Source organism: Anaerostipes butyraticus (assembly GCF_016586355.1).
Classification (GTDB): domain Bacteria; phylum Bacillota; class Clostridia; order Lachnospirales; family Lachnospiraceae; genus Anaerostipes; species Anaerostipes butyraticus.
Genome location: NZ_BLYI01000043.1, coordinates 77703 through 101818, shown reverse-complemented (window position 1 = coordinate 101818; position 24116 = coordinate 77703). Strand labels below are relative to the sequence as shown.

Sequence of the window (24116 nt, the reverse complement as noted above, 5' to 3'; positions counted from 1 at the left end):
CAGGCGTCATGCGTTTAGACTTTTACAAAAGGTTTAGGCGTGTGGCGCTTTTAACTTATTGGAAAGGAGTTTTTTATGGGAAAAATGATAAAAGTTGCTCTGGATGCAATGGGCGGGGACAATGCTCCGGGAGAAATCGTAAAAGGAGCTGTAGACGCAGTTAATGAAAGAAAAGATATTAAAGTATTTCTTGTCGGAAAAGCGGAAAAAGTTCACGAAGAACTCAAAAAATATCAGTTCAATGAGCAGCAGATTGAAGTGATAAATGCAGAAGAAGAGATTTCTTGTGACGAATCACCGGTAGAAGCGATTCGTAAGAAGAAAGATTCTTCCATGGTGGTTGCAATGAAGATGGTGAAGGACAAGACCGCAGATGCATTTGTTTCTGCAGGAAGTTCCGGAGCGATCCTTGTAGGCGGACAGTTTGTCGTCGGGCGGATCAGAGGAATCAAGAGAGCGCCTTTAGGAGCAATTATGCCGACCACAAAGGGAGTGATGCTTCTGATTGATGCAGGCGCCAATATGGATGCAAGACCGGAACAGCTTCTTCAGTTTGCGCAGATGGGTTCCATATATATGGAGCATGTAGTAGGAATTTCATCTCCAAGGGTTGCGCTGGTTAATGTAGGACTGGAAGAAGCGAAAGGAAATCAGCTGATCAAAGAAACAGCGCCTCTGCTGAAAGAGTGCGAAGGGCTGAATTATACGGGAAGTATTGAAGCGAGGGAAATCCCGGATGGAGGCGCTGATGTAGTGCTGTGCGATGCTTTTGTTGGAAACGTAATTCTGAAATTATCAGAAGGATTATCCAAAGTTCTGGTAAAGGAAATCAAAAGCGGAATCATGAGCACGCTCAGAAGCAAGATTGGAGGGGCTCTGGCTCTCCCTGCCCTTAAGAAAACACTAAAACGATTTGATGCGTCTGAATACGGAGGAGCCCCTCTTCTGGGCTTAAATGGTCTGGTTGTGAAAGTACATGGATCTGCCACGTCAAAAGAGATGAAAAACGCAGTCATTCAGTGTGTCACATTTACAGAACAGCAGATCAATGAAAAGATAAAAGAAGAAATTTTAAAAGGAAAAGAGCGGCAGAATGAGAAGAAAAAAGATTGATAAATTTCAGGAAGAAATCGGGATTTCTTTTAAAAATCCCGATCTGCTCAGCCATGCGCTGATTCACAGTTCTTACGCCAATGAGAGAAAAATGGCGAAGGAAAGAAATAACGAACGTCTGGAGTTTCTGGGCGATGCGGTGCTTGAACTGGTAACCAGCACTTATCTTTATCAGACATATGAAAAAGAGCCGGAAGGAAAGTTGACAAAACTGAGGGCAAGCCTTGTGTGTGAACCGACCCTCGCCATGTGCGCCAGGGATATATCACTTGGAAGCTATCTTCTTTTGAGCAAAGGAGAAGATATGACTGGAGGAAGAGAGCGGGATTCGATCCTTTCAGATGCATTTGAAGCAGTGATTGGCGCTATATATCTTGACCAGGGTCTGGAAGCCGCCAGACAGTTTATAGAAGTCCATCTTCTGAAAGATGTGGAGAACAAGGTGCTGTTTTTTGACGCTAAGACTTATCTTCAGGAAATCATCCAGGGAGAAGGGGGAGAACCGCTGTCTTATGTTCTTGTAAAAGAAGAAGGCCCGGATCACCAGAAAGAATTTACGGTGGAGGCCAGACTGGGTGATAAGGTGATTGGAAGAGGAACTGGAAGAAGCAAAAAGTCAGCCCAGCAGCATGCGGCGTATGAAGCGCTGAAACAATATAAAAAGTAGAGGGTGGACAATGTACTTAAAAAGTATTGAAGTCAATGGCTTTAAATCATTTGCCCACAAGATGGTTTTTAAGTTTGAACACGGAATTACTGGAATTGTAGGGCCTAACGGAAGTGGGAAGAGTAATGTCGCCGATGCGGTCCGGTGGGTCCTGGGGGAACAAAGTGCAAAACAGCTGCGTGGTTCCAAAATGGAAGATGTGATCTTTTCAGGGACGGAACTTCGAAAGCCTATGGGATCGGCATATGTGGCGATCACAATGGATAATGGAGATGGCAGTCTTCCGATTCCTTTTGAAGAAGTAACAGTGGCAAGAAGAGTTTATCGTTCCGGTGAAAGTGAATATCTCATGAATGGAAGTCCCTGCAGACGAAAAGATATCGTAGAATTATTTTTTGATACCGGTGTGGGAAAAGAAGGATATTCTATTATAGGACAGGGGCAGATCGATCAGATTTTAAGTGGAAAACCGGAAGAACGAAGAGAATTGTTCGATGAAGCTGCCGGAATTGTAAAATACAAGAAAAATAAAATAGAAACTCAGAAATCCCTGGAAGCTGAGAGGGAAAATTTAATTCGCGTAAATGACATTTTATCCGAACTGGAACGACAGATCGGACCGCTGGAAAAGCAGTCTGAAAAGGCGAGAAAATACCTGCTTCTCAGGGATAAACTGAAAGAGAAAGACAGTCTTTTATTCCTGATGGAAAATAGAAGGCTGTCAGACGAATTAAAGTCTCTGGAAACTAAAATTGAGATTGCAGAAAATGACTTAAAAGATGCTAACGAAAGAATTGAAAAAGCAAAAAAGCGTTACGAACAGGAAGATGCAGAACTGAATCAGCTGAAGGATGAAATTTCCCGTCTGACAGAAGAAATTTCTGATGAAAAAGTTCAGAAACAGCGCAGGGAGGGAGAGATTAAAGTCCTGGAGGAGCAGATTCATACGGAGAAGATCAGGGAAGATCATTTCCGGTCCAATCAGGAGCGGCTGACCGGTGAAATTGATGAAAAACGCCGGGAACTGAATCAGCTTCAGGAAGAAACCGCTGAAATCCGCAGACGTTTTGAAGAAGCGCAGGCGGAACGGATAGAAAAGGAAAGCAAACTGGCATTTTATCAGAAAGAAATGCAGGATCTGTCAGAAGAACTTGCTGCGCTGGAGCAGCGGATGCAGAGTTTCAGTGACCGGCAGATGGAAATGGCAGGAAAACTGGAACGGTTTCAGACGGTGGAAGAGCAGCTTCAGGTCCGGATCCAGAGTCTGGAAGAACAGAAAAAACAGCTGGAGAAAGAAGCCGGGCAGAATGAAGCAGAGAGAATCAAAATCCAGGACGAAATTAAGAAATTTTCAGAACAGAAAATAGAACTGGAAAAACAGCTGAAAAAGCAAAAGGAAATCCAGGCGCAGGCAGAAAACAGAAGAGAAGATGCAGTTCATGCCATCTCAGTGCAAAAAGAAAAATATCATCGGGCTCAGTCCAATTACGAGACTTTGAGAAATATGGCAGAACGCTATGATGGATATGGTTTCGGGATCAAGAAAATCATGGAGCAGAAAAGCCGGATTCCAGGCATTATCGGCGTCGTTTCTGATATTATTAAAGTAGAGCAGAAATATGAGGCGGCGATTGAAACTGCTCTTGGGGGCAGCATACAGAATATTGTGACAGATACCCAGCAGACGGCTAAAGACCTGATCGGATTCCTGAGGAGGAACAGGTTTGGAAGGGTTACTTTCCTTCCGCTGAATGCGGTGAAAGGGAGAAGCTTTTCGCGGCCGGAAGCCCTGAAGGAAAAAGGGGTTGTGGGGATTGCCAGTCAGCTGGCTTCTTACGATGAGCGTTACCGCGATCTGTTTGCATCGCTTCTCGGACAGGTTCTTGTAGTCGAAACGATGGATGCCGGGATTGCCATTGCCAATAAATATCATCATTCTCTGAGGATCGTAACAATGGAAGGGGATTCTCTGAACCGGGGCGGATCCATGTCAGGAGGCGCCTTCAAAAATAAAGGAAATCTTCTTGGGAGAAACAGAGAAGTAAAGGAACTGGAGAACAGGCTGAACCGGCTTGCAGCGGAACTGAAGAAGGCAGAAGATGCAAAAGAAGGATATGATTCTGAAATTGACAGTATCCGAAAAGAATGCGCCAAGATACAGCAAAAGATCCAGGAAATTTCCATGGAGCAGCATGCCGGAGAAATTTCGTTGTCTGCTGCCGCGGCGAAAAAACAGGATTATGAGAAGCAGAAACAAAATCTCACGGAGCAGATTGAAACACTGAGACATGAGAAAAATATGGCCAAAGATGATGCCAGCGATCTGCTGACTCAGAAGTCAGATCTTGAGATTTCCAGTCAGGAAGATGAAGAAAATATCCGGAAGATCAGCAGAAAGCTGGAAGAGACAAAAGAGACGGCAGAAAACCAGGCCAGATCCATTGGGGAAATGCACCTGAAGACCAATCAGCTAAAACAGCAGATGGAGTTTGCCCAGAGCAATTATGACAGGGTAGGGTTCGAGCTTGAAAAACTGGAGGCAGATCAGGAAAAGAATCAAAAAGAGTTTCAAAGTGTAAAAGAAACTGCGGGGGATTTCTGGAAAAAAATAGAACATCTGAAAAATGAAATCGCAGAAGAAATCCGGGAAATCCGGAAAAAAGAAGAAACACTGATCCGTCAAAAAGAACAGGAGAAGTTAAAATCAGAATCCTATCGTGATATTCTCAGGGAACGGGAAGAGCTGGTAGAACGAGCCGGCGCTATGGACAAGGAGCGCTATCGTCTGACAAGCGCCAGAGAAAAGCAAAAGGAAAAACAGAAGGAACTGCTGGACTATATGTGGGATACCTATGAAGTCACCTATCATCAGCTGAAGGAAACTATGACGGAAGAACCAAAAGAAAGTCTTTCCAGGATCAAAGAGGACATTGTGGCGGTAAAAGGTGAGATCCGGGCGCTGGGACCGGTGAATGTCAATGCAGTGGAAGAATATAAAGAAGTAGCTGAGCGGTACGAGTTTCTGCTGGCACAGAAAGAAGATGTGGTGAAAGCGGAAAAACATCTGAACGGACTGATGAAAGAACTGGAAGAATCCATGAGAAAACAGTTTGATGAAAAGTTTAAAGATATTCAGAGAATGTTCCAGAGGGTGTTTGTTGAATTGTTTGGCGGAGGAACTGCAAAACTGGAATTAACGGATGAGGATATTCTGGAATCCGGCATCCGGATCACTGCGCAGCCGCCTGGGAAAAAACTGCAGAATATGATGCAGCTTTCAGGAGGAGAAAAAGCGCTTACGGCAATTGCCCTTTTGTTTGCGATCCAGAATCTGAAGCCGTCTCCGTTCTGCCTGCTGGATGAGATTGAAGCGGCTCTGGACGATTCGAATGTGAAGCGCTTTGCCCAGTATCTTCATAAGCTGTCAAGAGAAACGCAGTTTATTGTAATTACCCACAGAAGAGGAACAATGATGGCTGCGGATGTTCTGTATGGAATTACCATGCAGGAAAAAGGAGTTTCAACACAGGTATCAGTCAATCTGATCGAAAATGATCTGGATGAATAGATGAATGTTTAAAAGCAATAGGAGGAATATATGAGCGAAAAAAGAGGTTTTTTTGGAAAACTTGCCCGGGGACTGTCTAAGACAAGGGACAGTATAGCTGCAGGATTTGATTCAATTTTCAGCGGATTCTCCGGACTGGATGATGATTTTTATGAAGAGCTGGAAGAGATTCTGATCATGAGTGATATGGGAATTGATACGACCATGAATATCATTGAAAATCTGAAAAAGAAAGTAAAAGAAGAAAAAATAAAAGACCCGGAAGCCTGCCGTCAGCTTTTGATTGATTCCATCAAAGAACAGATGAGGCTGGATTCCGATGCTTATGAATATCAGAACAGAAAGAGTGTCGTTCTTGTAATCGGAGTCAACGGCGTTGGAAAAACGACATCCGTAGGAAAGCTGGCAGCGATTTTAAAAGGACAGGGAAAGAAGGTCCTTCTGGCCGCTGCCGATACGTTCCGGGCCGGCGCCATTGAACAGCTGAAAGAATGGGCCAACCGGGCCGGAGTTGACATTATCAGCCAGTCAGAGGGGGCAGATCCAGCCGCGGTTGTTTATGACGCGGTAGCCGCAGCCAAAGCGAGGGATGTGGATATTCTTCTCTGTGATACGGCGGGAAGGCTTCATAACAAAAAAAATCTGATGAATGAGCTGAGCAAGATCAACCGTATCATTCAGAAAGAGTACAGCGAAGCGTATTTGGAAACCCTGATCGTTCTGGATGGAACGACAGGACAGAATGCCCTGGCGCAGGCAAAGCAGTTTAAGGAAGCTACAGATATTTCCGGAATCATTCTGACGAAACTGGACGGAACTGCCAAAGGAGGAATTGCCATTGCGATTCAGTCAGAACTTGGAATTCCGGTGAAATATATCGGAATCGGAGAACAGATTGATGATCTTCAGGAATTTGATTCCGATATGTTTGTAAACGCACTGTTTGAAAGAGGAGATGAATAGATGCTGACATTAAGAGATTTTGAAAACGCATATGAAAAAGTACAGGAAATCGTACTGCCGACAAAACTGATCAAGAGTGATTATTTTTCTGATCAGACGGGAAACCAGATATATTTAAAACCAGAGAACATGCAGCTGACAGGAGCTTATAAGATCCGGGGCGCCTATTACAAAATCAGCACGCTGACAGAAGAAGAAAAGAAAAAGGGACTGATCACGGCCTCTGCCGGAAATCACGCCCAGGGAGTGGCGCTGGCTGCAGCGCGCCAGGGGGTAAAAGCGGTTATCGTAATGCCGACGACAACCCCTCTTTTGAAGGTAAACCGAACCAAAGATCTGGGAGCGGAAGTAATCCTTTACGGAGATGTTTATGATGAAGCCTGTGAGCATGCTCTTGCACTGGCGGCGGAAAAAGGATATACATTTGTGCATCCTTTTGATGATCCGACGGTGGCAACCGGTCAGGGTACGATCATGATGGATATTTTTAAGGAACTGCCGACAGTAGATTATGTCCTGGTTCCGATTGGAGGAGGAGGGCTTGCCACAGGAGTGTCCACTCTTGCAAAACTTTTAAATCCAAAGATCAAAGTTGTAGGAGTAGAACCTGCAGGCGCAGCATGTATGAAAGCTTCTCTGAAAGCCGGAAAAGTAGTGTCCTGCGGCCATGTAAGCACGATCGCAGACGGCACTGCGGTTCAGACGCCTGGAAAACTGATCTTCCCTTATATTCAGGAAAATGTGGACAGGATCATTACGGTAGAAGATGAAGAACTGATTCCATGTTTTCTTGATCTGCTGGAGAATCATAAAATGCTGGCAGAAAATTCAGGACTGCTTACGATTGCGGCTCTGAAACACTTAAATACAAAAAACAAAAAAGTAGTTTCCATCATCAGCGGGGGAAATATGGATGTGATCACGATTGCCTCCCTGGTACAGCATGGACTGATCATGAGAGACCGTATTTTTACTCTGTCTGTTTTTCTGCCGGATAAGCCGGGAGAACTGACAAAAGTTTCTCAGGTGATTGCACAGGCCCAGGGAAATATCATAAAACTGGAGCATAATCAGTTTGTCAGCATAAACCGAAACAGCGCGGTAGAACTTACAATTACGATGGAAGCGTTTGGTACGGAACACAAAGAAAAAATTATCAAAGCACTGGAAAATGCCGGATATGCTCCAGAACTCAGAGATTCCAAAAGTGTTTTTTAAACAAGTTTGTTTCGTATAAAATGGTGAGTAAGAAAGATATTTATTTTACTCAATTTATTGAATTATTGTTAAAAATTTGGTATAGTAATGATGTGAAAACGATAGGTAAAAATTCAGTGTCTTGTAAGCGGACAACATGTCACGTTCTTTGCTATACATCGTGTGATATTTGATATAACCAAGAAGCGTAAATGAGCCATTTTACAAGAGCAGACAGTAAAAGGCCGTTTACGCTTTTTGCGTTGTAGACCTGCAGAGGAATAAAGATATCATAAGACGGGGTCTGAACCATTCGAAATCCTGCTTTTTGCAAGGATGGCGGGAATTGGTTTTCAGTATTGACATCAGTGAAGTGAAATGATGACAAACAAGAGTGAGAAGGAGGAACTTGTAATTATGAATGAAGCTATCAATCGTGATGACTTGTATTTGTTTCAGACTGGAAAAGCACGAAAAGCCTATTTAACCTTTGGATGCCATTACCAGAAAGAAACAAAAACTCACCGGTTTACCGTTTGGGCACCGAGCGCAAAGTTTGTGAGCGTGGTTGGCGATTTCAATTATTGGAATCCATTGGCTCATCCGATGAAAGGTGACAAAGACGGAATTTATACAATCGAGATAGCAGGATTGAAGAAGGGGGACCTGTACAAATACTATATCGAAGGATACGATGGAGTATGCCGCTATAAGAGCGATCCGTTTGCATTTTATTCTGAGTGCAGACCGGCGACTGCTTCAAAAATCTGGGATTTTGATGATTTCAAATGGTCAGATAAACGTTTTATTAACCAGAGAAAGAAAAAACAGGCTCTGGATCAGCCGATGTCTATTTATGAGATGCATCTTGGAACCTGGAGAATGCCGGAAAATGAAGAACGGGAATTCTACAATTACCGGGAGATTGCGGATATGCTGATTCCATATCTGCAGAAGATGGGATACACCCATGTGGAGATGATGCCGATCACGGAATATCCGTATGATCTTTCATGGGGATATCAGGTTACCGGATATTATGCGGTCACAGCAAGATATGGAACTCCGGAAGATTTCAACTATATGGTGAACGAGCTTCACAAAGCCGGAATCGGAGTGATCTTAGACTGGGTGCCGGCACATTTTCCGAGAGATGAACATGGCCTGGCTATGTTTGACGGAACACACATTTATGATCATGAGGATCCGAGAAAAGGAAGTCAGCCGGACTGGGGAACACTGCTCTTTAATTATGGAAAACCGGAGGTGCAGAGCTTCCTGATTTCCAGCGCGATGTTCTTTGCGGATATTTATCACATTGACGGAATCCGGATCGATGCGGTCAGTGCAATGCTGTATCTTGATTTTGGAAAACAGGAAGGTGAATATGTTCCGAATGAAGACGGAACCAACATCAATTATGAGTCTATTGATTTCCTGCAGAATCTGAACACAGCGCTCCGCTCAACATATGAAGGATTCCTTACGATCGCGGAAGAATCAACTGCGTTCCCGAAAGTGACAAGCGATATTGATGATCCGGACGGACTGGGATTTGTTTACAAATGGAATATGGGTTACATGCATGATACTTTGTACTACATGGAACTGGATCCTCTGTTCAGAAAAGATAATCACGGAGCGATTGTATTCTCCATGGATTATGCCTACAGCGAGAATTATATCCTGCCGTATTCTCATGACGAGGTTGTACACGGCAAAGGTTCTATGATCAATAAGATGTATGGATCTTATGAAGAAAAATTTGCCGGACTCCGGGCGCTTTATGGATTTACATATGCGCATCCGGGCAAGAAACTTCTCTTTATGGGCGGTGAATTCGCGCAGTTTGTGGAATGGAGAGACAAACAGCAGCTTGACTGGTTCCTGATCGATGATTTCGAAATGCATCATTCTTTCCATGAGTACGTTGCGAAACTGAATGATCTGTATAAGAATGAGCCTGCGCTCTATGAACTGGATATGAGTCCGGAAGGATTTGAATGGTGCCTGCAGAGAGACGCGGATCACAGTGTTGTAGCGTTCATCCGTAAGGGAAGAAAGAAGAGAGGCAAAAAACAGGAGCAGATTCTTTGTGTATGCAACTTTACTCCGATGGAATGGGATAACTACGAGATCCCGATGCCGGCAAAAGCCAAACTTACAAAGATCCTGGACAGCAGCGAACTTGATTTCGGCGGCGATGGAGATGTAAGTGAAGATAAGGCAAGAACAAAGAGAGTCAGAGCTGTAGGAGAAGATGGAAAAGGATACTATCACAATGCGGCCCATATTTCTTTAAAAGCACTGAGTGTTGTCTATTACAAAGTAGAAGAGATTGAAGAGAAACCTAGAAAGACAGCGAAGAGAAAGACAACGGCAAAGAAGACGACAGCGAAAAAAACAGAAGAGAAAAAGACAGCGGCGGCTGTTAAGAAAGAAACTGAGGCAAAGACAACAGCAGCGGCGAAGAAGACAGAAGAGAAAAAGACAGCAGCGGCAGAGAAAGCCGATAAAAAACCTGTACAGGCAAAGAAGAAAACATCAGAGCCTGTAAAGGAAACGAAGAAAGCGGTTCAGCCTGCCCAGGCGAAAGAGACAGTGAAAAAGACAGAAGATAAGAAACCGGCAAAGAACACTGCCCCGGAGAAAGACACGAAAGATAAAGAGCCGGTGAAAGTCGAAAGCAAAGTAAAAGAAGCTAAAAAACCTGCAGCAGCCGTTAAGAAGGAAACGGAAAAGAAAGCGGCAGCAGATACGACTGCGTTAAAACAGGAAAAAACAGCAGCAAAAGCTGCAATAAAAAAGCAACCAGAAAACAGCACAAAAGAGGAAAAGGAGAAAGGGGAAAAAAAAGAAACGACCACACAAAAAAATAAAAAATAAGAAAATAATTTGATCCGAATAAAGGAGGAGGAAGAGTTATGATTAACAAGAAAGAAATTGTTGCGATGCTGCTAGCTGGAGGGCAGGGAAGCAGATTGTTCGCATTGACTCAGAAGAAGGCAAAACCTGCAGTGGCCTATGGCGGAAAGTACAGGATTATCGATTTCCCGCTTTCCAACTGCGCAAATTCCGGTATTGACACGGTAGGGGTTTTGACACAGTATGAGCCTTTAGAGTTAAACTCTTATATTGGAACTGGAGGATCATGGGATTTAGATAGTTTGAATGGCGGCGCCTATGTACTGCCTCCTTATGTACGTGGGGATTCCGGTGACTGGTACAGCGGAACAGCGGATGCCATTTATCGCAACATTAATTTTGTAGATAATTTCGATCCTGAATATATTATCGTATTGTCTGGTGACCAGATCTGCTGCATGGACTATGACAAAATGCTGGATTACCATAAAGAGAAAGAAGCAGACTGCACCATCTCTGTATTGAATGTGTCATATGAAGAGGCAAAACGTTTCGGAATCATGAATACAGATGATGACAACCGAATCTATGAATTTGAAGAAAAACCGGCAGAGCCAAAGAGCACAAAGGCCTCCATGGGTATCTATATCTTTAACTGGAAGCTGATTCGTCAGTACCTGATTGATGATGCCAATGATCCGGAATCAGAGCATGATTTTGGAAAGAATATTATTCCGCGCATGCTGGAAGAAGGAAAGAAGATGTACGCTTACTCTTTCGAAGGATACTGGAGAGATGTAGGAACCATCGACAGCTTATGGGAAGCAAACATGGAACTGCTGGATGAGAATCCTCAGCTTGACCTGAACGATGAGAAGATGAAGATCTACACAAGAAACTATGCACTTCCGCCGCACTTTGTCGCAGAAGGAGCCACAGTAAAGAACTGTGTCCTTGCTGACGGATGTTATATCGAAGGTGATGTGGAGAACTGTGTCATTCATTCAGGCGTAAAAGTCGGAAAAGGAAGCGTTGTGAAAAACAGCGTGATCATGAAAGACAGCATCATTCGCAGCAATTGTACGATCGATAAAGCGCTGATTGATGAAGAAGTTGTGATCGAACAGGGATGTACGGTCGGTGAAGGCAACAGTGTAACGGTAATCGGATGCCACAGTGTAGCTTTGGAAAATGCGGTTGTTGAAGACGGTGCAATGATCTACCCAGACACCATCTTACATTAGGGAGGATTGAAATATGGATAATCAGATGTTAGGCATTATTAATGCAGGAGAAGAAAATAGAAGATTACAGGACCTGGTTCGCAAAAGAAGTTTATCTGCGGTGCCGGTAGGAGGACGTTATCGTACGATCGATTTCCTGATGAGCAATATGGTAAACGCAGGTGTTAAGAATATAGGTATCCTGACAAGAAGAAATTATGATTCCTTACTGAAACATGTAGGATCTGGAAAAGACTGGGGTCTTAACAGAAAACGCGGAGGTTTGTATATTTTCCCTCCGTATATTTCCGGAACATCTCCATCAGGAGAATACGCAAGCGTTATGGACGGATTAAGAGGAACGGCAGATTTCCTGAGAAACGCGAAAGAACAGTATGTACTTTTAGGACGTTCTTATGTTGTATTTAACGCAGACTTTAATGATATGCTGGATAAACATATCAAATCCGGCGCAGACATTTCTCTGATGTATTTTGACAACACCAATGATACGACAAATGTGGATCAGGATGGTGTATATATGGTGACAGATGACACCGGACGCGTAACAGATATGTGCTATGCAGAGTCAAAACACAGATCCAATAAGAAGAGCATGGATGTGTACATTATGAAGACGAGCCTCCTGCTTGATTTTATTCAGGAAGCAACATCTCACAACAAGAAGCATTTCTTCTTTGACGTTCTTGTTCCTAACTTTAACCGCCTTCATATTCAGGGATATGAGTTTAAAGGATATGTAGGATGCATCACATCCATGGAAGCATATTATAATACAAACATGGATATGATTAAGAAAGAAGTATATGATGAGCTGTTCATGGGCAAGAGAAAGATCTATACAAGAACGGCAGACGGTGCTCCTGCAAAATACGGACCGGATGCTGAGATCAGCAACAGCCTTGTCTGCAGCGGCTGTGAGATTGACGGAAAGGTTGAAAATTCTATTATCTTCCGTGGATCTAAGATCGCGGAAGGCGCAACGATCAAGAATTCTATCGTTATGGCAGAAGGATTTGTTGCGAAAGGCGCAGATATCGATCATACGATCCTGGACCGCCATGTAAAGGTTTATTCTAATGCGCATCTGGCTGGATCCGCAAATCATCCGGTATTTATTCCGAAAGGAGCTAGTGTTAATGAATAGAGATAATAAGCTGAATGTACTGCTGGTGGCAGCAGAATGCGCCCCGTTTGTAAAACTTGGGGGTCTGGCTGATGTTATGGGCACACTTCCGAAAGAACTGAATAAGATTGGAGCAGATGCCAGAGTGATGATGCCTTTCCACAGTCAGATGAAGTGGAAATATGCGACACAGACAAGACATTTGGCTGACTTCTATATTGCGTTTAACGGCGGGCAGGCCTATGTAGGTGTGGAAGAACTGGTTTACAATGATGTGACCTATTATCTTATTGATAATGAAAGTGAATTTGGAGACGCGGTTTACCGCGGAGGCGTTGCAGAAGGTGAGCAGTATGCTTACTTCTGCCGCGCAGTGATTGAATCTCTTGGCCGCATCGGATTCATTCCGGATATTATCCACTGCAATGACTGGCAGACGGGTCTGATTCCGATTCTTTTAAGAACTCAGTATGGACACTGGGAAGTCGGACGTGCCAAAACAATCTTTACGATTCATAATATGATGTATCAGGGTGAGTATGCCTTCGAACAGTTCCAGAAATGGGTTGGAATTGATTCAAGATATGATACTCCGGAATTTATGCATAACTATGAGTGCGCAAGCTTTATGAAAGCAGCCCTGGTTTTTGCTGACCGGTTAAGTACAGTCAGCCCTACCTATGCAAACGAGATCCGGGATCCGGCGTTCGCATACCGTCAGGAAGGTATTTTAAATGCCAGAGCAGGAGATACCTGGGGAATCTTAAATGGAATGAACACAGAGGAATTCGATCCGGAAACAGATCCGCTGATTCCATATCATTTCAATAAAGATGATCTGTCCGGCAAGAAGAAGGATAAGGCTGAGCTGATACAGAGACTTGGATTGTCCATTACACCGGGAGTTCCGATCATCGGAATGGTAACCAGACTGACAGAGCAGAAAGGTCTTGATCTCGTAAAATATATGCTGGATGAGATCATCTGCACAGAAGATGTTGCTTTTGTGATTCTTGGTACCGGAGACCGGGAATATGAAGACTTTTTCCGTTTTATGGAAGGAAAATATAAAGGCAGAGTATGTTCTTATATTGCATATGACAATGCGGTTGCGCATCTGATCTATGCAGGAAGCGACTTATTCTTAATGCCTTCAAAATTTGAGCCGTGTGGAATCTCCCAGATGATCGCGCTGCGTTACGGTACACTGCCGATCGTGCGTGAGACAGGAGGATTAAGAGACACGGTACAGAGTTACAACGAGTTTGAAGATACTGGAAATGGTTTCTCTTTTGCAAATTACAATGCACATGAGATGCTCAATACAATCCGCTATGCTTTAAGAACTCTGCACAGTCCAAAGAGAAAGCACGGACTGATTGTCAGAGCAATGGAATCTGACAATAGTTTTGCAAACTCTGCGAAAAAATATATGGAAATGTATCAAAGCATTCTATAGCTGAAATTTGAAAGGAGAACAGAGGATGAAAGCAGTTAGTAGCAATAAGGTGAAAGACATCATTACGAAGATTGAAAATAAACTGATTAATACCTTAGGTACTACTTTAGAAGATGCTACCAATGACGATATTTATAAGGCAGCTGCCGGATGCATCAGAGATGATATCATGGCAAAATGGGCAGACAGCCGAAAGAAAGTGGAAGATACCGGAGCTAAAAAGTTATATTATATGTCCGCGGAATTCCTGATGGGACGCGCTTTTTCCAATAACCTGATCAATGCAGGACTGTATGATGATTACAGACAGGCATTTGAGCGTATGGGAATTGATTTTGACGTGATCACGGACGAAGAACAGGATGCAGGTCTTGGAAACGGTGGTCTTGGAAGACTTGCCGCATGTTTCCTGGATTCTCTGGCTACACTGGATCTCCCTGTCATGGGATGCGGTATCCGTTATGAGTTCGGCCTCTTTAAACAGAAGATTATTGATGGAACTCAGATTGAGGTGGAAGATGACTGGCTTCGGGACGGCAACGTATGGGAAGTGGAACGTCCGGAGTTAAGTGTAGAAGTCCATTTCAATGGTTATATTGAAGAGCACTGGACAGATGAAGGATTAAAGATCGAACATAAAGACTACAATACAGTCGTTGCGGTTCCTTATGATGTCCCTGTAATCGGATATAAGAGCCATACACCGGCAACCTTAAGGCTGTGGAGCGCAAGAAGCAAACAGCGCTTTGACTTCCATTCCTTCAATGAAGGAATTTATGAGAAGGCAATGGCTGATCAGGCTTTTGCAGAGGTTATCTCCAAGGTGCTTTATCCGGCAGATGACCATATGCAGGGCAAGATGCTGCGTTTGAAACAGTTCTATTTCCTTACATCCGCTACGATGCAGCTGGCTGTAAAGAATCATAAAGAAAGAAGAGGAGATCTCCATACGCTTCCGGATTATGCGGTGGTACAGATCAACGATACGCATCCGACACTGGCCATCCCTGAGTTGATGAGAATCCTGATGGATGAAGAAGGATTCGGATGGGATGAAGCTTATGATATCGTAAGCAAGATCTTTAATTATACGAACCATACGATCATGTCAGAAGCGCTGGAATGCTGGGATGAGAATATGTTCAAGCTTCTTCTTCCTCGTATTTACCAGATCATTTGTGTTCTGAATGAAAAATACTGCAATAAACTTCGCACTTATTATGGAAATGACGAAGGAAAGATTGCTTATATGTCTATTATCGGAAATAATCAGATCCGTATGGCAAACCTGTGTATCGCAGTCTGCCGCAGAGTCAATGGAGTATCACAGCTGCATGGAGATATTTTGAAAGAGCAGTTATTCCATGATTCTTATAATCTGTATCCGCAGAAATATCTGGCAATCACAAATGGTATTACCCACAGAAGATGGTTCGCGCTTGCGAATCCGGAACTCTGCAAACTTGTACAGAGCCATGTAAAAGGGGATATCCTGAAAGATTACACATTGTTTGAGAAGATTCTGCCATTGAAGGATGATAAGGCATTCTGCAAGAAATATGATCAGATCAAACAGGACAATAAAGTTCGTTTTGCGAAATACATTGAAAAGAAACAGGGAATTAAGGTTAATCCGAATTCTATCTTTGATGTACAGTGCAAGAGACTGCATGAGTATAAACGTCAGCTGCTGAAATGTCTGCATATCATTTATGTATATCAGCAGTTAAAGAAAAACCCGGATTATGTTACAACACCAATCACATTTATCTTTGGAGCAAAAGCAGCACCAGGATATGCAAGAGCAAAGGATATCATCCGTCTGATCAATTCCATTGGGGATATGGTAAACGGCGATCCTGATGTAAAAGATAAAATACAGGTTGTATTTGTAGAGAACTACTCTGTATCTGTTGCGGAAATGCTGATCCCGGCTGCTGATATCAGCGAACAGCTGTCTACGGCAGGACTGGAAGCTTCCGGAACAGGAAACATGAAATTTATGATGAATGGTGCGCTGACACTGGGAACCATGGATGGAGCAAACGTAGAGATCCATGATCTGGTTGGACCGGAAAATATCTTTATCTTCGGTGCTACAGTGGATGAAATCAATAACATGAAGCGTTATCATACTTACAATCCGGGAACCGTATTTGAAGAAAATCCGAATATCAGGGATATCTGCAACTGCCTGATTGATGGTGAACTTCCAAGGGTTGGAAAGAGAAAATATTCCGATCTTTATCAGTCTCTGCTGTTTGGTGAGTATGGACAGCCAGACCAGTATTTTGTATTATATGATCTTCCATCCTATATTGAGGAATACGAGAAGGTATATGACAAATATGTAAACCACCACGATGAATGGGTGAAGATGGCTGTAGTGAACACAGCAAAATCCGGATTCTTCTGTTCTGACAGAACAATCAAAGAATACAATGAAAAGATCTGGAATTTAAAACCTGTAAAATAAGAAAAGTTAGAGATGAGACTATGATTCACAATGCTTCGATAGAAAAATACAGAACTCCCATCGGTGCAGTTAAAAAAGGCGAAGAGATTACACTTCGCCTTTTTGGCATGCCGGAGAAAACTACGGGTGCCGATATCATCACATATAGTGAAGATTTTCACCGGGAGCACAAGATGAAAATGAAAGGCGATGTCTGTGAAAGGACATTTCTTTTACCGGAAAGAGCTGGCGTTGTCTGGTACTATTTTAAAATTTGGGAAGGCGACCATTATTACTATTATGGCGCAAGACCAGGGCGAAGCCAGGGTGAGGGAATCGCGGTAGGCGAGAATCCTTACAGCTTTCAGATTACTGTTTATGAAAAAGATTTTGATACACCGCGGTGGATGTCCAGGGGAATCATGTATCAGATTTTTCCGGACCGGTTTTGTAAAGGAAATCCAAAAAATCTGGAACGCGGTGAAAAATACCATCGCAGGATGGGAAGGGATGTTTACATCCATGAAGACTGGGAGGAACGGCCGCTGTTTGGACCTTTGCCAGGAAAGCAGTTCTATGATCCATGCGATTATTTTGGAGGAGATTTAGAAGGAATCATTTCCAGGCTGGATGATCTGAAACGGCTGGGCGTTACCTGCATTTATCTGAACCCGATTGGGGAAGCGGCGTCAAACCACCGCTACAATACATCTGATTATAAAAAAGTGGATCCGTTTCTCGGAACCAATGTAGATTTTAAACGTCTCTGCAAAATAGCAAGGGAAAAACGAATTCATATTATTCTGGACGGAGTCTATTCCCATACAGGGGATGACAGCGTTTATTTTAACAAAAAAGGAAATTATCCTGAAAAGGGCGCCTGGCAGGGACCCCAGTCCCAGTATTATGACTGGTACCATTTTGATGAGGAAGGAAATTATGACAGCTGGTGGGGATTTGAATCTCTTCCGGAAGTCGATGAAATGAATAAAAAATTTATAGATTATATTATTACAGGCAAGGATTCTGTAATCAAACACTGGCTTTCTCTGGGAGCTTCCGGTTTCCGGCTGGATGTGGCGGATGAACTTCCGGACGAATTTATTTTTACTCTTCGGAAAACCTTAAAGAGTCTGTTTAAAAATTATGCTCTGATCGGGGAAGTATGGGAAGATGCTACAACAAAAGAAAGCTATGGTGTTAAGAGAAAGTATGCGCTGGGAGGCGGACTGGACAGTACGATGAACTATCCGTTCAAAGTTAATACAGCAAGTTATCTTTTAGGGGATAAGAATGCCTACGGAATGCAGGAATTTCTGCTGGAACAGCAGTGCAACTATCCGAAGCCGCTGTATTATGCTGTTATGAATCTTTTATCCTCTCATGATATTGCAAGGATCAGAACGACCCTGGCGACCGGCATGAATGAGACAATGCCTTCCCGGGAAGCGCAGATCGATTATGTTATTACGAGCAAAATGGACCGGAAGGGAGCATGTCTTGCCCGTCTTGCCATGGCCATTCAGTTTTTTATTCCGGGAATGCCGTCCATTTATTATGGAGACGAATATGGCATGCACGGATTTATGGATCCGTTTAACCGGGGAACCTTCTATGAAAATGATAAAAAGACATATCATGATCTGAAGATCATGACAGATTTAAGAAGCAGGGAACGAGCCCTGCAGACAGGATACGCCATGTATTTTGCGGTAAATGAGAATGTGCTGGCGATAGTCCGTTTTATCGCGGGAGGGCATGATGCGTTTGGGGAAAAAGGAGAAAACAAAGCATTTCTTATGCTGGTCAATCCTTCCTCCAAAGAAGAAAGAGCGGCGTTTGATCTGAGAACAAAGAGGGAAGGAGTGCCGTATCAGGCGCACAACGCGTTGATCCAGTACCTGTCTGATCCGGTGGTTCATGAAAAGATAGGACCGTACGATTATAAAATACTGGAATTAGTATAGAACAGAAAGATAAGGAGATTGATGATGGAAAAACATGTGAAAGGAACAGGAAAGCATTATGACTATCTGCTTGTGGGAGGAGGGCTCTTTAATGGGATCATTGCCCACGAAGCAGGAAAACAAGGCAAAAGCTGCCTTGTGGTAGAAAAAAGAAGTGTACTGGGTGGAAATATCCACTGCAGGGAAGTTGAGGGAATCATGGTCCATGAATACGGGGCTCATATTTTCCACACGAGCAATCGGGAAGTCTGGGATTATGTTTCCGGTCTGGTGGAGTTCAACCATTATATTAATTCTCCAGTTGCCAATTATCATGGTGAAATCTATAATCTCCCGTTTAATATGAATACATTCAGTAAAATGTGGGGAATCCGCACACCGCAGGAAGCCAGAGAGATCATTGAAAGCCAGAGAAAAGTCGTCTCAGGGGAGCCGAAAAACCTGGAAGAACAGGCAATCAGCCAGGTAGGAACCGATGTTTATGAAAAACTGGTTAAAGGCTATACTATGAAACAGTGGGGAAGAGAGTGCAAAGATCTTCCGGCTTCTATCATAAAAAGACTTCCGGTTCGTTATATTTATGATAACAATTATTTTAATGATCCATACCAGGGAATCCCAAAAGGCGGATACAATGGACTGATTGAAAAACTGTATGATGGCTGCGACGTTATCCTGGATACGGATTACCTTGAGGAAAAAGAAGAACTGTCAGGAATGGCAGATCAGGTTATCTATACGGGAACGATAGATTCGTATTTCGACTACTGTTATGGAAAACTGGAATATCGAACCCTGCGGTTCGAACATGAACTGCTGAACGAATCCAACCATCAGGGAGTGGCAGTCATGAACTACACAGACGGAGAAACTCCTTACACGAGAAAAATCGAGCATAAACATTTCGATTTTGGAACTCAGGAAAAAACAGTCGTATCCAAAGAGTATCCGGCTGAATGGACTGACGGTATGGAACCGTATTACCCGGTAAACGATGAGAAAAACAGCGCTTTATATGCCAGATATCAGGAACTGGGAGAAAAAGAAGAAAAAGTATTCTTTGGCGGCCGCCTTGGAGAATACAAATATTATGATATGGACAAAGTAATCGAATCCGCATTAAAATTCTGGAGAGAAAAACTTCAGGACAAAGAAAAACAGGATTGATGAAAGAAAGCCCCTGCAGGTCAAAAGACACCTCATGATCTGCAGGGGTTTTAGCGGAAAGATAAAACTTGATGTAAAAATCTTTTCTATGTATAATGGAACGCAAAGCGGCTTGTCCGCTTTGCGTTCACGAAGAAGAAGCGGAGCGGATTCTGAGTTTTTGCTGTATTGAAGAGCGGCTTGTCCGCTTTGCGTTCACGAAGAAGAAGCGGAGCGGATTCTGAGTTTTTGCTGTATTGAAAAGCGGCTTGTCCGCTTTGCGTTCATGAAGAGAGAGGATTACATTTTAGGAGATAGATCAATGGAAAGAACAAGAACAGAATCAGAGAAGCAGTATGAATATATGGAGCAGATGAAACAATGGGTGGAAAAACAATCTCAGAAACTGGGACGGCCGCTCACATGTCACTGTACAACATTTGGATGCCAGATGAATGAAAAAGATTCAGAGAAGCTTCTCGGAATCCTGGAGACTATGGGATATCAGGAAATCGATTCAGAAGAAGCGGATTTCCTTTTGTTTAATACCTGTACGGTCCGGGAAAACGCCAATACAAAGCTGTATGGCCATCTGGGACAGGTAAAAAAAATGAAAGAGCGCAATCCTCATATGATGATCGGATTGTGCGGATGTATGATGCAGGAGCCTCATGTCATTGAAAAAATCAAAGAAAGTTATCCATTTGTGGATATCATTTTCGGAACTCATAATATTTTCAAACTGGCAGAGCTTTTGAAAAACAGGGTGGATTCCGGCAGTATGATCGTGGATATCTGGAAAGATACGGATCAGATTGTGGAAGATCTGCCAAGTGACCGGAAATTTTCCTTCAAATGTGGTGTAAACATCATGTATGGATGCAATAATTTCTGCAGTTACTGTATCGTGCCTTATGTCAGAGGAAGAGAACGAAGCCGGAAACCGGAAGATATCCTCAAAGAAATCCGGCAGGTGGTATCGGAAGGAGTTAAGGAGGTTATGCTCCTTGGGCAGAATGTCAATTCTTATGGGAAAACACTGGAAAATCCAATGACATTTGCACAGTTATTAAAAGAAGTGGAAAAGATCGACGGATTGGAGCGCATTCGTTTCATGACGCCGCATCCAAAGGATTTATCAGATGAACTGATTGAAGTGATGGCGGAATCTGATAAGATCTGCAGTCATATGCATCTTCCGATGCAGTCCGGAAGCACCAGACTGTTAAAAAAGATGAACCGGCACTATACAAAGGAACAGTATCTGGAGCTGGCGCAGAAGATCAAGGACAGAATACCAGGGGTATCTTTTACTACCGATATTATCGTAGGATTCCCGGGAGAAACAGAGGAAGACTTTGAAGATACATTGGATGTGGTAAAAAAAGTCGGCTTTGACAGCGCTTTTACCTATGTATATTCCAAGCGGACCGGGACTCCGGCTGCGGCAATGGAAGATCAGGTGCCGCCGGAAGTTGTAAAAGAAAGATTTCCAAGACTGCTGGCCCTTTTAAAAGAGACAGCAGCGGAAAACTGCAGGAAAAAGCTTGGAGCAGTGGAACGGGTATTGATCGAAGAAGTAAATACCCATGAGGAAGGTATGGTAACCGGTCGTCTGGAAAACAATCTTCTGGTTCATTTTAAGGGAAACAGAGATCAGATTGGAACCATGGCAAATGTCAGAATCACAGAAGAGAAAGGTTTTTATTATATGGGAGAGCAGGTCAATGGGTAAATTAACACCAATGATGCAGCAGTACATGAAAATAAAAGAAGAAAATAAAGACTGTATTTTGTTTTACCGGCTGGGAGATTTCTATGAAATGTTCTTTGATGACGCGCTGATCGCGTCCCAAGAACTGGAGATTACCCTGACGGGAAAGAACTGCGGCCTGGAGGAAAGGGCGCCAATGTGCGGCGTTCCATATCATGCCGCGGATTCTTATCTGAATAAACTGGTGGAAAAAGGATATAAAGTAGGGATTTGTGAGCAGGTGGAAGATCCAAGCCAGGCAAAAGGCATTGTAAAACGGGAAATCGTAAGGATCGTAACGCCGGGAACGAACATTTCCCAGCAGAGTCTGGATGATGAGAAAAACAATTATCTTATGTGTATTTTCTGCAGTGACGGGTGTTTTGGCATTTCTCTGGTAGATGTAACTACGGGGGATTTCAGGACCACATCAGTAGACAGTCTTGCAAAAGTACAGGATGAAATTTTTAAATTTGCGCCGGCTGAGATTATCTGCAACGACGCGTTTTTTATCAGCGGGATTGACCTGGATTATTTAAGAGATAAAATGTCTGTCATGGTATCCGGGATTGATCACTATTATTTTGATGAAGATCAGGGAATCGAAAGGATCAAACAGCAGTTTAAAGTGGGAAACCTGGAAGGCCTTGGACTGACAGACAATCCTATGGGAACGATTGCCACAGGAGCGCTGCTTGGCTATCTTCACGAGACACAGAAAAGTTCGCTGGATCATCTGATGCATATTACTCCGTATGAGACAGGAGAATTTATGATCATTGACAGTTCCAGCAGGAGAAATCTGGAATTATGTGAAACACTGAGAGACAAGCAGAAAAAAGGCTCTCTTCTCTGGGTGCTGGATAAGACAAAAACCGCCATGGGAGCCAGGATGCTGAGGAATATGCTGGAGCAGCCGCTGATTGACAAAAAGAAGATCGAAGAGCGCTATGATGCTCTGGATTCCCTTACCAGTCAGGCAATGGTAAGAGAAGAATTGAGAGAATATTTAAATCCGATCTATGATCTGGAGCGGCTGATGACAAAAGTAAGCTATAAAACAGCAAATCCAAGAGATATGATCGCATTTAAAACTTCCTTGAAATGGCTGCCTCCGATTAAAACCATTCTGGAAGAATGCAGGGATCCTCTTCTTACATCTCTGAAAGAACAGCTGGATACGCTGGAAGATATCTGGGGTCTGCTGGAGGACTCTATTGTGGAGGAACCGCCGCTTGCCGTAAAAGAGGGAGGTATTATCAAAGAAGGATTTAAAGACGATATTGATAAACTGAAACGAGCCAAGACCGAAGGCAAACAGTGGCTGATGGAACTGGAAGAAAGGGAGCGCAAAGCCACAGGAATTAAAAATCTGAAAGTAAAATTCAATAAAGTTTTTGGATATTATCTGGATGTGACCAATTCTTACAAAGATCTTGTTCCGGATCACTATATCAGAAAGCAGACACTGGCCAATTCCGAGAGATACACAACGGAAGAACTAAATCAGCTGGCCGATACGATCCTTGGATCGGAAGATCGTCTGTATGCCCTGGAATATGAGACTTTTGTAAACATCAGAGAGACTCTTGCAGGAGAGATGGAAAGAATCGCCAGGACAGCAAATGTGATCGCTCAGGTGGATGCCTTAGCTTCTCTGGCTTATGTAGCGGAGAGAAATCATTATGTTCGCCCAAAACTGAATCTTCGTGGAACGATCGATATTAAAGACGGACGCCATCCGGTCGTGGAGCAGATGATACAAAATGATATGTTTATCCCAAATGATACTTATCTGGATCAGAAAAAGAACCGGGTAGCAATCATTACAGGACCGAATATGGCTGGAAAATCCACCTATATGCGTCAGGCGGCACTGATTGTTCTGATGGCACAGGTAGGTTCTTTTGTTCCGGCGTCCAAGGCGAATATAGGGATCGTGGACCGGATCTTTACGAGAGTAGGAGCATCTGATGATCTGGCGTCAGGGCAGAGTACATTTATGGTAGAGATGAGCGAAGTAGCCAATATTCTTAGAAATGCGACGAAAAACAGTCTTTTGATTCTGGATGAGATTGGAAGAGGAACCAGCACATATGACGGCTTGTCCATTGCGTGGGCTGTGGTAGAGTATATCAGTAATCCGAAACTGCTTGGAGCAAAAACCCTGTTTGCCACTCATTATCATGAACTGACGGAACTGGAAGGCAAGATTGACAGTGTCAATAATTACTGTATTGCGGTGAAGGAACAGGGAGATGATATTGTATTTTTACGAAAGATCATCAAAGGCGGAGCAGATAAAAGCTATGGTGTTCAGGTTGCAAAACTGGCGGGAGTACCGGAGACGGTCATTGCCCGGGCAAAAGAAATATCCAGAGAGTTAAGCGACCATGACATCGCGTCCAGGGCAAAGGATATCCAGCCATATGGGGAAGTGCAGCAGCTGTCCCTGTTCCAGCATACAGATGAACCAACGATGGAACATCCATTTATGGCGGAATTACGGGAAAAGAATTTAGCGGATATGACGCCGCTGGAAGCGTTAAATTATCTGTATACACTGCAGGAGAAGCTTAGAAAAGAGGATTGA

At 43.4% G+C, this 24116-nt stretch carries 14 protein-coding genes; all 14 read left to right on the top strand.

All coding sequences use genetic code 11. The annotated features are described in order from the left end of the window. Positions 1–75: 75 nt before the first annotated feature. The 14 genes from plsX to mutS all read left to right on the top strand — a co-directional run bounded on the left by plsX (position 76) and on the right by mutS (position 24116). A complete protein-coding gene (gene plsX / locus JMF81_RS09815; protein ID WP_201311278.1) occupies positions 76–1113 on the top strand; it encodes a phosphate acyltransferase PlsX in 1038 nt (345 codons plus the stop codon). Further along, the gene (rnc, locus tag JMF81_RS09810) at positions 1094–1780 is read left to right on the top strand and encodes a ribonuclease III (protein WP_201311277.1); all 687 of its coding nucleotides are present in this window, start codon (positions 1094–1096) and stop codon (positions 1778–1780) included. Before plsX ends, rnc begins: the two co-directional genes overlap by 20 nt. A 10-nt stretch (positions 1781–1790) precedes the next feature. Then, positions 1791–5348 carry a chromosome segregation protein SMC gene (gene smc, locus JMF81_RS09805; protein ID WP_201311276.1) on the top strand — a complete coding sequence of 1186 codons (3558 nt, stop codon included), beginning with the start codon at positions 1791–1793 and terminating at the stop codon, positions 5346–5348. A gap of 30 nt (positions 5349–5378) precedes the next feature. Next, a complete protein-coding gene (gene ftsY, locus JMF81_RS09800) occupies positions 5379–6311 on the top strand; it encodes a signal recognition particle-docking protein FtsY (RefSeq protein ID WP_201311275.1) in 933 nt (310 codons plus the stop codon). Next, positions 6312–7529 (top strand): threonine ammonia-lyase, encoded by a 1218-nt coding sequence (ilvA, locus tag JMF81_RS09795; protein ID WP_201311274.1) that lies wholly within the window; start codon positions 6312–6314, stop codon positions 7527–7529. 396 nt (positions 7530–7925) lie between these two features. After that, positions 7926–10394 (top strand): 1,4-alpha-glucan branching protein GlgB, encoded by a 2469-nt coding sequence (gene glgB, locus JMF81_RS09790; RefSeq protein WP_201311273.1) that lies wholly within the window; start codon positions 7926–7928, stop codon positions 10392–10394. A 38-nt stretch (positions 10395–10432) separates the two neighbouring features. Continuing rightward, positions 10433–11617: a glucose-1-phosphate adenylyltransferase gene (locus JMF81_RS09785; protein ID WP_201311272.1), complete on the top strand. Its 1185-nt coding sequence runs from the start codon at positions 10433–10435 to the stop codon at positions 11615–11617. A gap of 13 nt (positions 11618–11630) precedes the next feature. After that, entirely contained in the window at positions 11631–12764 is a 1134-nt protein-coding gene (gene glgD, locus JMF81_RS09780; RefSeq protein WP_201311271.1) for a glucose-1-phosphate adenylyltransferase subunit GlgD, read from the top strand. Next, the gene (locus JMF81_RS09775; protein ID WP_201311270.1) at positions 12757–14202 is read left to right on the top strand and encodes a glycogen synthase; all 1446 of its coding nucleotides are present in this window, start codon (positions 12757–12759) and stop codon (positions 14200–14202) included. The genes glgD and JMF81_RS09775 overlap by 8 nt, the downstream gene beginning before the upstream one ends. A gap of 25 nt (positions 14203–14227) precedes the next feature. After that, positions 14228–16678, top strand: a complete 2451-nt coding sequence (locus JMF81_RS09770; protein ID WP_201311269.1) for a glycogen/starch/alpha-glucan phosphorylase — start codon at positions 14228–14230, stop codon at positions 16676–16678. Between the two features lie 20 nt (positions 16679–16698). Continuing rightward, positions 16699–18624, top strand: a complete 1926-nt coding sequence (locus tag JMF81_RS09765; protein ID WP_201311268.1) for a glycoside hydrolase family 13 protein — start codon at positions 16699–16701, stop codon at positions 18622–18624. Positions 18625–18645: 21 nt separating this feature from the next. Beyond that, positions 18646–19791: a UDP-galactopyranose mutase gene (gene glf / locus JMF81_RS09760; protein ID WP_243282601.1), complete on the top strand. Its 1146-nt coding sequence runs from the start codon at positions 18646–18648 to the stop codon at positions 19789–19791. 301 nt (positions 19792–20092) lie between these two features. Next, positions 20093–21505, top strand: coding sequence for a tRNA (N6-isopentenyl adenosine(37)-C2)-methylthiotransferase MiaB (gene miaB, locus JMF81_RS09755; protein ID WP_201311267.1), 1413 nt, complete (start codon positions 20093–20095; stop codon positions 21503–21505). Then, a complete protein-coding gene (mutS, locus tag JMF81_RS09750; RefSeq protein ID WP_201311266.1) occupies positions 21498–24116 on the top strand; it encodes a DNA mismatch repair protein MutS in 2619 nt (872 codons plus the stop codon). Before miaB ends, mutS begins: the two co-directional genes overlap by 8 nt.